The sequence below is a fragment of the Luteolibacter ambystomatis genome (assembly GCF_018137965.1).
In the GTDB taxonomy this organism is placed as follows: Bacteria; Verrucomicrobiota; Verrucomicrobiia; order Verrucomicrobiales; family Akkermansiaceae; genus Luteolibacter; species Luteolibacter ambystomatis.
The window spans coordinates 127,163-139,778 of the sequence record NZ_CP073100.1 but is presented as its reverse complement, the minus strand read 5'-3'; the positions used below and the strand labels follow the sequence as shown (position 1 = coordinate 139,778).

General features: G+C 62.8%; 11 protein-coding genes. 8 read left to right on the top strand and 3 right to left on the bottom strand.

Annotated features, from left to right (window positions below; genetic code table 11):
* Positions 1-234 precede the first annotated feature (234 nt).
* The 8 genes from KBB96_RS00500 to KBB96_RS00470 all read left to right on the top strand — a co-directional run bounded on the left by KBB96_RS00500 (position 235) and on the right by KBB96_RS00470 (position 7,999).
* Positions 235-1,035, top strand: a complete 801-nt coding sequence (locus KBB96_RS00500; protein ID WP_211631532.1) for an AraC family transcriptional regulator — start codon at positions 235-237, stop codon at positions 1,033-1,035.
* A gap of 63 nt (positions 1,036-1,098) precedes the next feature.
* Positions 1,099-2,634 (top strand): YifB family Mg chelatase-like AAA ATPase, encoded by a 1,536-nt coding sequence (locus KBB96_RS00495; RefSeq protein ID WP_211631531.1) that lies wholly within the window; start codon positions 1,099-1,101, stop codon positions 2,632-2,634.
* A gap of 223 nt (positions 2,635-2,857) precedes the next feature.
* Positions 2,858-3,928 carry a hypothetical protein gene (locus KBB96_RS00490; RefSeq protein ID WP_211631530.1) on the top strand — a complete coding sequence of 357 codons (1,071 nt, stop codon included), beginning with the start codon at positions 2,858-2,860 and terminating at the stop codon, positions 3,926-3,928.
* 1 nt (position 3,929) lies between these two features.
* On the top strand, positions 3,930-4,064 hold the full coding sequence (locus KBB96_RS21125; protein WP_264176982.1) for a hypothetical protein: 135 nt from the start codon (positions 3,930-3,932) through the stop codon (positions 4,062-4,064).
* Position 4,065: 1 nt separating this feature from the next.
* Entirely contained in the window at positions 4,066-5,211 is a 1,146-nt protein-coding gene (locus KBB96_RS00485; protein ID WP_211631529.1) for an MBOAT family protein, read from the top strand.
* Complete coding sequence (locus KBB96_RS00480) at positions 5,208-6,686, top strand: AMP-binding protein (protein ID WP_211631528.1); 1,479 nt, start codon at positions 5,208-5,210, stop codon at positions 6,684-6,686. The genes KBB96_RS00485 and KBB96_RS00480 overlap by 4 nt, the downstream gene beginning before the upstream one ends.
* Before the next feature lie 69 nt (positions 6,687-6,755).
* Positions 6,756-7,007: an acyl carrier protein gene (locus KBB96_RS00475; RefSeq protein ID WP_211631527.1), complete on the top strand. Its 252-nt coding sequence runs from the start codon at positions 6,756-6,758 to the stop codon at positions 7,005-7,007.
* A 17-nt stretch (positions 7,008-7,024) separates the two neighbouring features.
* On the top strand, positions 7,025-7,999 hold the full coding sequence (locus tag KBB96_RS00470; RefSeq protein ID WP_211631526.1) for a TauD/TfdA family dioxygenase: 975 nt from the start codon (positions 7,025-7,027) through the stop codon (positions 7,997-7,999).
* A 61-nt stretch (positions 8,000-8,060) separates the two neighbouring features.
* Here the strand turns inward: KBB96_RS00470 and truA are convergent, their stop codons facing one another.
* The 3 genes from truA to KBB96_RS00455 all read right to left on the bottom strand — a co-directional run bounded on the left by truA (position 8,061) and on the right by KBB96_RS00455 (position 12,535).
* The gene (truA, locus tag KBB96_RS00465; RefSeq protein ID WP_211631525.1) at positions 8,061-8,840 is read right to left on the bottom strand and encodes a tRNA pseudouridine(38-40) synthase TruA; all 780 of its coding nucleotides are present in this window, start codon (positions 8,838-8,840) and stop codon (positions 8,061-8,063) included.
* A 109-nt stretch (positions 8,841-8,949) separates the two neighbouring features.
* Complete coding sequence (locus KBB96_RS00460) at positions 8,950-10,755, bottom strand: YHYH protein (protein ID WP_211631524.1); 1,806 nt, start codon at positions 10,753-10,755, stop codon at positions 8,950-8,952.
* Positions 10,756-10,801: 46 nt separating this feature from the next.
* Positions 10,802-12,535: an MbnP family protein gene (locus tag KBB96_RS00455; protein WP_211631523.1), complete on the bottom strand. Its 1,734-nt coding sequence runs from the start codon at positions 12,533-12,535 to the stop codon at positions 10,802-10,804.
* Between the last annotated feature and the right edge of the window lie 81 nt (positions 12,536-12,616).

Sequence of the window (12,616 nt, the reverse complement as noted above, 5' to 3'; positions counted from 1 at the left end):
AGAAACTACCCCGAAGGTGCCACAGTTGTTCATGGATTTCTTGTAAGGACCCGCCCAATTTGTGTATCTTTGCGCCAATACCGGCGGATCTTGGAAAATTTCCTCCAATTCCTCGGAATCCACACAAAGTCCGCCACTCCAACGGTTTTACTCTGTTAGGTGATCCTCCGCTCCCGGCCTCCATGATTCTATTCGATTGCATGCGCCCGCCGACCTGCTGTATGATTGCGCCGCATGGATGCAGACCACTCCCGACAATCGTGGCTCCGCCAACTTCCACCGGGGCAGTTCCGGCATTTGTTCGATCATCTGCCGGGCACGCTGTTCTTTGCGAAGGACCGCGACGGCCATCTGATGGCGGGGAATCCCGCCTTCGTCAGCCGCTGCGGTTTCAGCAGCGAGGAGCAGATGATCGGCATCACCGACGAACGCATCTTCCCGCCCCGCCTCGCGGCGAAGTACCGCCGTGACGACGAGAAAGTGATGGAAAGCGGCCGTCCCATCCTCGGCATCATCGAGCTGTTCCCGAATTCGGACGGCAAGCCGGAGTGGTACGTCACGGACAAGCTCCCGCTCTACGATCTCAACGGCAAGGTCTGCGGAGTCTGCGGCACCGTCCGCAGCATCGAGGCCCAGCGCGCCGCCATCCAGCCCTACCTGGAGCTCGCCACCGTGGCGGACCATCTGAAGGAGAACTTCCGCGACAAGCTCGATGTCCCGCGTCTGGCGGCCATGGCCGGCCTGTCCGTGCGCCAGTTCGAACGCAAGTTCCGCACCACCTTCCAAACCACGCCGCGTGAGTACCTGATCCGGATGCGCGTGATCGAGGCTTGTGAACTGCTGGCCCGCACCAATCTCCCGATCACTGACATCGCGCTGGAATCCGGCTTCTACGATCACAGCGACTTCGCCCGCCACTTCCTCCGCCACATGGGCCAGTCCGCCTCCAAATACCGCGCGGAACGCCGCAACCTCGCCGCCGCCGACCGTCTCAGCGCGCCGAATCCGAAGGCGCACCAAATTACCCGGAGATAAGCAGCGGCGGCCATCCCATTTTGACTTGTCGGCGGAAGCCACAAGGGTTGTCATGCTGTTCACATGATTACCCGTCTCTATTCGGCGGCCCTGCGCGGCGTGGATGCCCAGGAGGTCGAAGTCGAAGTGAATGTCCGCGGCTCGGAAAAGCCGCTGGTCATCGTCGTGGGACTGCCGGATGCCGCCGTGCGGGAGTCCTCGCAACGGGTGATCTCCGCCATCAGCGCGTCCGCGCTCTTTCTGGCGGATGGCACCAAGACGGTGAACCTCGCGCCCGCCGACCTGAAGAAGGAAGGCCCCTCGTTCGACCTGCCGATCGCCCTGGCCATGGCCTCCGCCAGCGAGAATGCCCCTCTGGCCACGGACGACTGCTGCATCGTGGGCGAGCTGGCACTGGACGGCACCGTACGTGCGGTGAAAGGCGTGCTTTCCATCGCCTTGGAAGCAAAGCGCCGGGGCCGCACGCGGCTGCTCGTTCCGGAAGCGAACGCGCCCGAAGCCGCCGTGATCGAAGGCATCCAGGTCATCGGCATCCGTTCGCTGCACCAGGCATGGAAATTCCTCCGCAGCGAGGAGACGATCCAGCCGTTCACCCTCGACCGCCGCGCCTTCTTCGAATCCCACCGGCGCTATGAAGTCGATTTCGATGAGGTGAAGGGCCAGCACCACGTGAAGCGCGCGCTCGAAGTCGCGGCGGCAGGTGGTCACAACCTGCTCATGATCGGACCGCCCGGCACCGGCAAATCGATGCTGGCCAAGCGTATGGCCACGATCATGCCGGACATGACGGAAGACGAGGCGATCGAAACCACCAAAATCCATTCGATCACCGGACTGCTCGATCCGAAGCGCGCCTTTCTCACCACCCGCCCGTTCCGCTCGCCGCATCACACGATCTCGGACGCCGGTCTGCTCGGCGGTGGCACCAATCCCGGCCCCGGCGAGGTATCGCTCGCTCATCATGGCGTGTTGTTCCTCGATGAACTGCCGGAATTCCGCCGCCAGACGCTGGAGGTCATGCGCCAGCCCCTGGAGGATGGCAACGTGACGATCTCCCGCGCCGTCGGATCTCTGACCTTCCCGGCCCGCTTCATGCTGGTGGCCGCGATGAACCCGTGCATGTGCGGCTACTATGGAGATAGTAAGAGACAGTGCCGCTGCACCAGCCGCCAGATCGAGACCTACCGCCAGCGGATCAGCGGCCCCTTGCTCGACCGCATCGACCTGCACGTGGACGTGCCGCTGGTGGACTACCGCGAGCTGTCCTCCACGACCAACGGCGGCGAATCCTCCGCCACCATCCGCGAGCGCGTGACCCACGCCCGCGAAACCCAGCGCCGCCGCTTCAAGGGCAGATCCACCTCCACCAACTCCGCCATGGGCGCACGCCTCGTCCGCGAGCATTGCAGGCTCGACAGCGTGGGAGCCGGCTATCTGGAGCACTCGATGGAGCAGATGAACTTCTCCGCGCGCGCCCACGACCGCATCCTCAAAGTCGCCCGCACCCTCGCCGATCTCGGCGGCAGCGAACACATCCGGCCGGACGACGTGCTGGAGGCGATCCAATACCGTACGCTGGATCGGAATCTGTTCGCTTGATCCGTGCCTTCGTGCGGCAGCGTCAATCGTTCAATCCTCCTTCGTTGAGGATTTTCTCCATCCGTGGCTCGCAGGGGATCGCACGCAGGTGTTCGAATTCATTCCACCCGAAAGCCAGCGCGTCCGGAGCAGTGTTGCCGGGGATGGCAGATGATCAGGCGGGTATCACATCACGCTTCCCTGATGCAGACCCGGTGCCTATCACTCCTGCGCTGCAATCCCGATGGCTTCCACCCACCCGACGGCGAATTCCTTCATCCGCGATTTCTGGCGCGGATTGACGACACCGTGCCCGGGAGTTCTGAAACTGGCCGCCCTGTTCCTCCTTCTGCTGTTGGGTGCGGTGGCGCTGAAAGCCCGCCATTTCCGGCAACAGGTCGAAGCGGGAGCAGTGCCGTGGCAGAGCTTTGAGGATGACTTCAGCCGGTCCTCCATCATGGCGGTCCGCGGAGCCTCCCGCGAGACAGATGCTTCCGCAAAGACCCTCGTATTCGTCGGTCCGTCTTCGCTACGCTGCTGGCTGCCGCATCCGGATGACACGGCGGGCATCGCCTCATCCGCTGCCGGGACACCGGTGAAGGTGCTGTCGATGTGCGCGAACAAGCAGAGCTATTCCTTCACCTCCGCCCTGATCGACCGCTTCGGCTCGGACTTCGACGGTTGGTTTGTCATCGGAGTGGGCATGCATTTGATCGGCAGGGAATACGTACAGGAGGATCACGATTTTCACCGCCGTGAATCGCGCGTGCTTGGATTCAGCTCCGGAATACTGAGGAAAGGGTCCGGCTGGATGGGAGATCCCCAGGAGCGTGAAACCGGTTTGGAAGCGTGGGACCGGCGCGCGTTTTTCTATCAATGCAAACTGGGGATGGAGCGGCCCGCTTCCGGGAAAGCCCCCTACTTCCCCTATCTCCCCGCCCGCCCCATTCCCTCCGATCCCGTGGCGGCGGACATGCCCTCCTTCAGCGGGAACATGCTGAATCTCCATCTGGTCCTGCTACAGGAGACCGCGGAACGGATTCATAAAGCCGGGCGGGCCAAGCTTGCCTTGGTGGAAACACCGTGGGTCGATTCCTTCACACCCTCGATGCAGACCGCACAGTGGCGGATGGACGAAGCCACGTACCAAAGCAAAATGGCCGCGTGGTCGGAGGCGAATGGTGTGACATGGATCTCCACTCCCAACCACCTCCAAGCGACCGCCGCGGATTTCTCCGATACCCGTCACCTGGGTTCCGCCGATCTCAGGCGGCACTTTCTTGAAACCGTCACCCGCGAACTCCTCACCCGCTGACATGCCCTCTCCTTCCATAGCTTATCATCTCGGCCGCCTCGTGCAGGCGCTCGCACTGGCGCTGGCGACAGCGGCGGTGCTTGGTCAACTGCTCCGCAGCAGCACGGAGCTGACATTCCGCTACGGAGGATTCTGACGTGCTGGGCGGATCGCCATATTGGCTCGTTCTATTGGCCGGAGCGATATGGGCCAGCTACGTACCCGCACGCTGGCGCGAACCCGGGCTTGCCCTGCTGGCTTTCTCGCTGGTGGTGGGACATGCCCCTGTCGTCGCGATCGTTTACTTGTTCGCCGCTTGTTTGGTCTGGTGGCTGGTGCGGCGTGAAAGCGGTCTCGCCGCGGCCACGGTGGCGGTCACGACCCTGGCCGCCGGACTGGTGGCCAGCAAGGCCACCGAGCAATACACCCACGCCGGGTGGATCTCACCTCTCGGCCTGAGCTATCTCGTCTTCCGCTTGATCCAATTCATCGTGGATGCGCGGCGTGGTGCGTGGCAGCGCCCGCCCGGCTTCATGGAGTTTATCCATTTCCTGTTTACTCCCGCTCTCTTCGTCGCCGGTCCTCTGGAGCGCTGGGACCACTGGGACAAGCCGGTGGAAGAAAGCCGAGGTGTGCGCGTCTCCACCGGCCTGTGGCGGATCGTCATCGGACTGCTGAAAAAAATGTATGTGGCCGATCTGATCCTGCCCGCCCTCGCCGAACACAGCGGCTGGGTGGTTCCGGATGCGATGGGAGCCCATCCCGGGACAGCGGACATCTGGCAGGCCTGTGCGTACGCCTACCTGAAGATCTACGCGGAATTCAGCGGCTACTCGGACATCGCTGTCGGTGCGGCCCTGCTGTGGGGCCACCGGCCGATGGAGAACTTCAACTGGCCGGTGATAGCCTCGACACCCGCTGATTTCTGGCGCAGGTGGCACATCTCCATCGCGCAATGGTGCGCGAACTGCGTGTATCTGCCGGTCATGGGACTGATGCGCAGCGTGGTGGTGCCGATGCTGGCCAGCTTCATCGTGATGGGCCTGTGGCACGGGCTGGGATGGAACCGGGTCGCCTGGGCGCTGTGGCAGGTCGGCGGATTGCTGGTCTTCATCACCTGGCAGAAGCGGCTGGGCCGGCCGAAGACTGGAACGTGGCGCGCTGGTTTCGGCTGGAAGCTCGCCAGCATTGCCATGACACAGACATTCGTCGTCGCCAGCTACGTTTTCATGCTCCATGGAGAAACCGTACCGGTGTTGGATTCGCTGGCACTGCTCGGACGCATGCTCGGCTTGAACCGATGAGCGACACCTTCCATGTCATCAGCCCCGCGGGTGGACATTTGTTCACCACGGAGGAATGGCGTGACCGCGTGAGCGCACTCACTCAGGCACTGCGCGAGCGAAACGTGGTGCCGGGTGAACACGTGCTCGCATGGCTGCCGCGCGGATGGGAAGAAGCTGCCCTCTGCCAGGCAGTCCACGAACTCGGCGCGGTGTGGGTGAGCGTCCCCCGCCACACCGCTCCGGACCAAATTGAAGGCTTGGTCCGGGACGCCGGACCTGTTCTGGCGGTCTGCCGGAATGGCGATCGGAAACGCCTCGGCGATGGACCATGGATCGAATGGCCGGCGCTGGCTTCCGCACACGCACCAAAAGCCACGGACCATCATTCTCCAAACGGTCTCGCGGCGCTGTGCTATACTTCCGGTTCCACCGGCAGACCGAAAGGCGTGATGGTCACCCACGAAAATCTCGCGGGTGCCGTTGGACGCATCGAATCTTATCTACGGCACACCTCGCACGATCGGCTGCTGTCCCTGATGCCATTGAATTCCCCGTGGGGCCTGCTCCAATGGCAGATGGCCCGCCGTGCGGGAGCCGGCATCGTGCTTCCACCGGCGATCGCGATGGCCTCGGAATTGTCGAAGACCATTCATGCGGCGGGCGTCACCGGACTGGCGGCACTCCCTCCGACCTGGATCGCCCTCGTCGACTACCTCGATTCCCGCCGGGAAACCCTGCCCGGTCTCCGCTACGTGACCACCTCCGGTGGGGCATTGCCGCGCCGCATCCTCGATCTGTTTCCAAAAGTTTTCCCGAACGCCGAAGTGTGGATGACCTATGGCCTGACCGAAGCCTTCCGCACCACGGTCCTTCCCGCGGGAGAATTCGAGCGGTTGAAGGGCTCTCTCGGCAAACCCTGCCCCGGCGTCCGCATCGAGATCCTACGTGCCGACGGAACCCCGGCCGGCACCGATGAACCCGGCGAACTGGTGCATCTGGGCGACTGTGTCACGCAGGGTTACTGGCGGCAGCCGGAGCTGACACGCGAGGTCTTCAACGTCCGCCCCGGTCATGAAGCGTTCCTCGGAAACAGCCCGGTCCACTACAGCGGCGACCGCGTCAGGCGGGATGCCGAGGGCTATCTTTGGTTTGAAGGCAGGGAGGATGAACTCATCAAAACCGGCGGCTACCGCACCAGCGCCACCTTGATCGAGGATGCGCTGCATGGGATATCCGGAGTGGTTCACGCCGTGGTCGGCGGCGTTCCCGACGAGGTATTGGGGCAACGGATCATCGCCGCAGTGGAAACCGAATCCGCCCGGCATGAAATCTTTTCCCTCATCCGCCCGACCCTGCGCCGGACGCTCTCCAGCCACCAGCAACCGCACGCCATCCATCTCTGGCCCGGCAAGATGCCCTTGAACACCAATGGCAAACTGGACCGCACGCAAATCCTCCGCTGGCTGCTGGAAGTGGAAGCAAGATCGGAATGATTCCACGAAGCCTGCGGGGAGGCCTTTTTGCCTTGTTCCGGACTCCTATCTTCCAGTCTAACTTCCGTCATGTCCACCCCCACCCTTGGCACGGAAACCGTCCGCACCCTCATCGCGGATCAGTTCGGACTCGATCCGGCGGAGCTCGCGGATGACACCCCCATGTTCTCCAGCGGGCTTCTGGATTCCTTCCATCTGGTGGAACTGATTTCGGTGCTCGAAAAGACATCCGGCCGCCGTATCAAGCCGGGCGAGATCAACCTGGAGAATCTCGACAGCCCACAGCGGATCGCCAATTTTCTTGGCGCGTCCGCTTCCTGACCGATGCACGAATCGTCATGATGGATACCGTCGCCGCCTCCCTGCCTGTGCCCGCAACGCGCGAGCACTCGCTGCCCCTGTTGATCACTCCGGATGGAGATACCGGCGACAAGCCCGGATCCCTCACCGCGTGGGTGGGCAAGGAGGCCGCCCGGCTTCGCCAGCTGCGGTTGCAGCATGGAGCGTTGCTTTTCCGCGGCTTCGGTTTCGAGGCCCTCCAGGATTTCCAAACCTTCGTCTCCGCCTTCACCTCCCTGCAAACCTATCAGGGCGGGGCCTCGCGCAGAACCAAGGTCGAGGGACTCGTCTATACGTCCACCGACATGGCGGCGCACTACGAGATCTCCCAACATCATGAGAGCGCCTACACGCCCGCGATGCCCGCCATCATCGGCTTTCTCTGCGGCCTGCCGTCGGAAACCGGTGGAGAAACACCTCTGGCGGATGCTCGCCGCGTCACCGCCCGTTTGCCGGAGGAGCTGAAAGCCCGCTTCGAGGAAAAAGGACTGCTCTATCTCAACAATCTCCCGAACCACTTCGGCTTTGGCAAAACCTGGCAGGCCCAGTTTGAAAGCGGGGATCGTGATGAGGTGGAAGCCAAGCTGCGGGAAAACGGTTACGAATGGGAATGGAAGGCGGATGGCAGCCTGCGCACCGTACTGCGCTGCGCGGCCCTGCTGCCGCATCCGGAAACAGGGCGGAAGCTCTGGATCAACCAAGCCGATCACTGGCATCCATCCGGCCTGAGCAACGGGACCCGCGCGAAGCTGGCAGAGGTCCTCGCGGAAGAAGACTTCCCGATGAACGTCACCTATGGAGATGGATCGGTCATCGCCGAGTCCGACCTCGAACTCGTCCGCGGGATCGTCCGCGAGGAAACCACCCAGTTCACCTGGCAGAAGGGTGATGTGCTGATCTGCGACAACTTCCTCGTTTCACATGGCCGCCGCAGTTTCACCGGCGAGCGCAAGGTTTACGTCGCCCTCGGCTGATCCGCGTGGAACGCATCCCCGGGCTTTGTGGCAGCCGCCCGATGAACCATCGGGAAATGATCTACGGGCGGGATCGTACTTGAGTCCGCGGATAAAACACCTTCCACAGGACCAGCCCGTGCGCGGGAGCATTCATCCCGGCCACCCGCCGGTCCTCCCGGGCGAGCATCTCCTTCACCTCGGCAGGCGGATACTTGCCATAGCCGATCTGCACCAGCGTACCGACAATGCCGCGGCACATCTTGTAGAGAAATCCCTCGCCCTCGATGATGAAGGTGATCCGCGCTCCCGTCCGCCGCACCTCGCAGCGGCTCAAGGTTCTCACCGCATCTTCCAGCACGTCACCGCGGTTCGCGGTGAAGGAGCGGAAATCATGCCGCCCCACGAAATGCGCGGCCGCCTCCCGCATCGCCGCCAGGTCGAGTGGACGCGGCACATGCCAGGCGCGTGCGCGCTCCAGCGGATTCATCACCGTATGATTCCACACTTCGTAACGGTACTGCTTTCCGGTCGTATCGAAACGCGCGTTGAACTCCGCAGGGGCCTTTGCCGCGGACAACACACGGATGTCCTCTGGCAGGCATGCGTTGATCGCCAACACCAGATGCCGCGCCGGCATCCGGAATTCCACACGCCGCACTTCGAAATGCGCGGTCATGCCAAGCGCATGCACGCCCGCATCCGTACGGCTGGATCCCTGTACTCCCGGTGCGCTTGGAAACAGGCGCGCCAAAGCCGCCTCAACCTGGTCCTGCACCCCCCGTCCTGATTTCTGCGACTGCCAGCCCTGGTAGGCGGAGCCGTCGAAGGCGATCGTGAGTTTGAACTTCAGGGCGGACACAGGGACTTCAAACCATGCATGCGCCCGCTTGCCCATCCCGAAAGCTCCGGATCAAGACGCGATGCAACCGCGGGGGAGCTTGATCCGGAGCTTGGGGGGAACCCGTGGGTCACTTCACCGTGAATCCATTGGCCAACGACCAGGTATTCGGGCCGAATGTGGAGTTCACGGTGTAGGTGCCGGTGGTGGCATTGGCGGGGATGGTGAAGACCAGGGTCACAATGCCGGTGGTGGTGTTCCGGGTGTAGCTGGTGGCCGTGATGGTGGTGGCGCCGGTTTTGGCCAGCGTTGCCGAAGTCGGCTGTACGTTGGTCGGAGGCGGAGCCGGATTGTAAGAGGTATTGAGGGTCACCGTCAGCGTGACCTGGGTGCCGCGATTGCCGCTGGTGGGGCTCACCGTGGAGATGCCTTCGGTGCCGGTGCCTCCACCGGTGCCGGTTCCCGTGCCACCGTCATAGCTGGCCAGCGCGGCGCGGCTGACGCGATAGAAACGCTTCGGATGAGCGGTGGCGGCTCCGGCTTCCACGTAGCTGGTGGTCGTGCTGGCGCTGGTCGCCGCCTGGGTGGAGGTCAGGGTCGCCCAAGCCGCAAGGTCGTCGCTGGCCTCCACCTTGTAGGTTCCGCCTTCCACGCTGGTCCAGGTGAGCGTGACATTGCCATTGCCGCTGTTGGTCGTGGGCACGGAGGCTTTCTCCACCAGATTCGCTCCGCCGTTGTTGAAATAGGAGGTCACGGTTTCCGCTGCGGTCGCGGTGCCACCGGTGGGATTTCCAAAGAAGTAGAGCGTCGAGTTGTAGGGGAATTGTGGGACTCCGGCCGCATTCAGGCACAGGAAGTAGGCGTAGGTGCCGCCGGGGAACTCCGGCGTCACGCAGTAGCGGACATTGTATTCGTTCAGGTCGAAATCGACGCCTTGCGCGTATTTCGTGGAGCCGGACTTGTAGAGATCTCCCAGATACGCCCAGTCCTCATTGTAGCGGCCGAGCGGATAGGTGGTGGAAACGGTCGGCCCGGTAGCGGAGATGCCACCATTGTTGCGGGTGGCCCAGGTGGGAAGCGAGCGGCCCGTCGTGGTGATGTTGTCCACGCCGGTGGTGGTACCATCCCGTTTGACGAAGCCACCGGTCATCCGGCGGATGCCGCTGCTGGAATCCAGCGCACTTGAATAGCCGTTCGGCCCGTAAACCGGGTAGCCATCCCGCATCCAGCCGATGATCGGAGAGTGCTTCACAGGTGCGGCGGTGGATTCGCTGTAGGTCTTGGTCGCGGAGTTGAAATCCACGTGATCGCCGAGCAAATAACGAAGCGCGATCGGATTGGCGTGGTTGTGATACTTGCCCGTGTTTTGCTGGTGGGTGTTGCCGGGATCGAAGGTGATGCTCTCGTTGAAGTAGGCATCGCGGTGCCACTGGCCGGTACCGGGACTGGCCTCGGCGCCACCGGAGTAGGTGAAGCCGTCCGTGGGATCGAACATCGACACCCCGTCCACATAGAACCCGATCGAATCCTCCATCCCCTTGGTGGAGGTCTTCGTGGCGGGCGGCGTGGGCAGCGTGGAAGTACGGGGAATCCGGTAGTTCAGATTCTGGTTCACCGGCAGGTTGACGAATTCGGTGGTGCGTGCCGCGTTGTCGTACCATGGCCCCATCGTGTAGGGCGCGAGATCGGAGGTATTGAAATAGATCCAGCCCGAGGAATAGGTGATGGTCTGGATGCCGCAATAGACCGGCAGGCTCTGGATGTTCCGGGTATTCGTCCAGGTGGTGTAGGTCGTGCCCGCGAGCTTTTCTGCATCCGTGCGATGGATGCGGGCGTATTTCGAGGAATACGCCGTGATCCATGAGGTGAGCTGCGGATCGGCCCGAGCGGCCAGAACGGTGAGTCCGAAAACAGCTGCGGTGGAAAGTGTCTTCATGCTGTCGTGAGTGTGTCAGAAGGACGATTAAGCCAGCGTGAACGGCTCATTTTCCTGTTGGGAAATGTTCATCAGTTAGAGTCCGGAGGAAGGCGACGAGAGCGCGCTTGTCCGCGGGGGAGAGATCGATGCCGCCCACGGGATGTTTCGCGAGGTTCGCATCGAGCGTGTCACTGCGGGCGACGCCGCGGCTGTAATGCCCGATCACTTCCTCCAGCGTCGCGAAGCGTCCGTCATGCATGTAGGGCGCGGTGAGCGCGATGTTGCGCATCGTCGGCACCGCGAACTTGCCGCGATCTCCCGAAAAGCCCGTGACCATCGAACGTCCAGCATCCTTCGGTCCGGCATCAAGGCCGTTGTTCGCGAAGGCCATGCTCTGGAACATCGGGCCGCCATGGCAGTGAAAGCAGTCCGCACCGCGCCGACCGCGGCCTGGGTCGTATTCCGTGTTGAAAAGACGCGCGCCGCGCTCTTCCTCCTCCGTCAACACTTCCTCTCCCCGCATCGCACGATCGAACTTCGAGTCGGCGGATACCAGGGTCAGCAGGAATTGCTCCAGAGCCCGCGCGACCGCATCGCTGTCGATCGCTTCCGAACCGAACGCGGCCAGCGCCATCGAACGATATTCGGCATCCACGGACAATCGTCCCACAACCTGCGGCAGCGACGCATGCATCTCGATCGGATTCCCGATCGGCTGGAGCACTTGCGCCCGGAGAGTCGGCGCACGCCCGTCCCAGAAATAGGAAGACTTCCACGCGAGATTGAACAACGGCATCGCCTGGCGCGTGCCCTTGTCACCGAACGCACCGATGCTGTACCGCCGGGGATCGCTCAACCCCTGCTCCGCGATGTGGCACGAGGCACAGGACTGTGTGCCATTGCCACTGAGCCGCGTGTCATGGAACAGCTTCCTTCCAAACACGACGCCCTCCTCGGTCAAAGGATTGTCCACCGGCAGATCCGGCCGCGGGAATCCGGCGGGATAGGTGAAGCGATACGGTGTGGCTCCCTCGGCGATGCGGGCATTCACCTTGGTCGCAACCTCCGCACGGCTCGGTGTCGGAGAAATGTTCCCGACGCTGAACGCGGCGGACAACTTCGTGCATATCTCACCGGCCAGACCATCGCCGGGACGCGAATGCGTGGTCGAGTTGTCCTCGGCCATCTCCACATCCTTGAGCACGGCCCGGAGATCCAGCGTCAAATGCAGCGTTTGATCACGGGTGAGATCCAGCGTCACCGGTAGCTCCACCGTCATCAGATGCTCGTCGTTCGCGAGGTGATAGGAATAGCCGCCCATCGCTCCATCCGCACCACGCCAGCGTCCTTCCAAAGCAGCGAACACATAACCTCCCTGCCATCCCCAGTGCATGCCATTGACCAATGGATTGAGCGGATGCCGCGGTGCATGCCGGGAGGGATCGCCATGGTTCATCTGCGACGAGAGGCCGATGTGAAACCGCAGCCGCTTGAACTTCCCCTCCGGGATATTAGGCAGCGCGAAGCGCGTCTTGCCCTCGCGCATGCCGAGATACGCGGACCATTTCTCCATGCCGATCCAGCCGCCATCCTCGCGTTGCAACGCGGCTGCGGACAACAACAGGTCACATCGGGTCACGGAAACACTCCTGTGTGTCCCGGTTTCCAGACCCAGGGTGTCGAAGGCGAGCGGCGCGGGGCCGAAGCACGGCATGACTTCCACGTCGAGCCGGTGCTGGGCCTCCGCGCAGGACAACCCCGCGAGGATGGCGGTGAAAAGGATGGAGGGAACTTTCACGAACGCCGCTACCCTGCCACAGGGTTCATTAAGCCAGCGTGAACGGGGCCCGCTGCCGCTCCCCACATATTCATCGTGTCT

What these genes read in the sequence shown, in the direction of transcription:
- KBB96_RS00500 (WP_211631532.1), top strand. Translation starts at nt 235, where the DNA reads ATGGATGCAGACCACTCCCGACAATCGTGGCTCCGCCAACTTCCACCG.
- KBB96_RS00495 (WP_211631531.1), top strand. Translation starts at nt 1,099, where the DNA reads ATGATTACCCGTCTCTATTCGGCGGCCCTGCGCGGCGTGGATGCCCAG.
- KBB96_RS00490 (WP_211631530.1), top strand. Translation starts at nt 2,858, where the DNA reads ATGGCTTCCACCCACCCGACGGCGAATTCCTTCATCCGCGATTTCTGG.
- KBB96_RS21125 (WP_264176982.1), top strand. Translation starts at nt 3,930, where the DNA reads ATGCCCTCTCCTTCCATAGCTTATCATCTCGGCCGCCTCGTGCAGGCG.
- KBB96_RS00480 (WP_211631528.1), top strand. Translation starts at nt 5,208, where the DNA reads ATGAGCGACACCTTCCATGTCATCAGCCCCGCGGGTGGACATTTGTTC.
- KBB96_RS00475 (WP_211631527.1), top strand. Translation starts at nt 6,756, where the DNA reads ATGTCCACCCCCACCCTTGGCACGGAAACCGTCCGCACCCTCATCGCG.
- KBB96_RS00470 (WP_211631526.1), top strand. Translation starts at nt 7,025, where the DNA reads ATGATGGATACCGTCGCCGCCTCCCTGCCTGTGCCCGCAACGCGCGAG.
- KBB96_RS00460 (WP_211631524.1), bottom strand. Translation starts at nt 10,755, where the DNA reads ATGAAGACACTTTCCACCGCAGCTGTTTTCGGACTCACCGTTCTGGCC.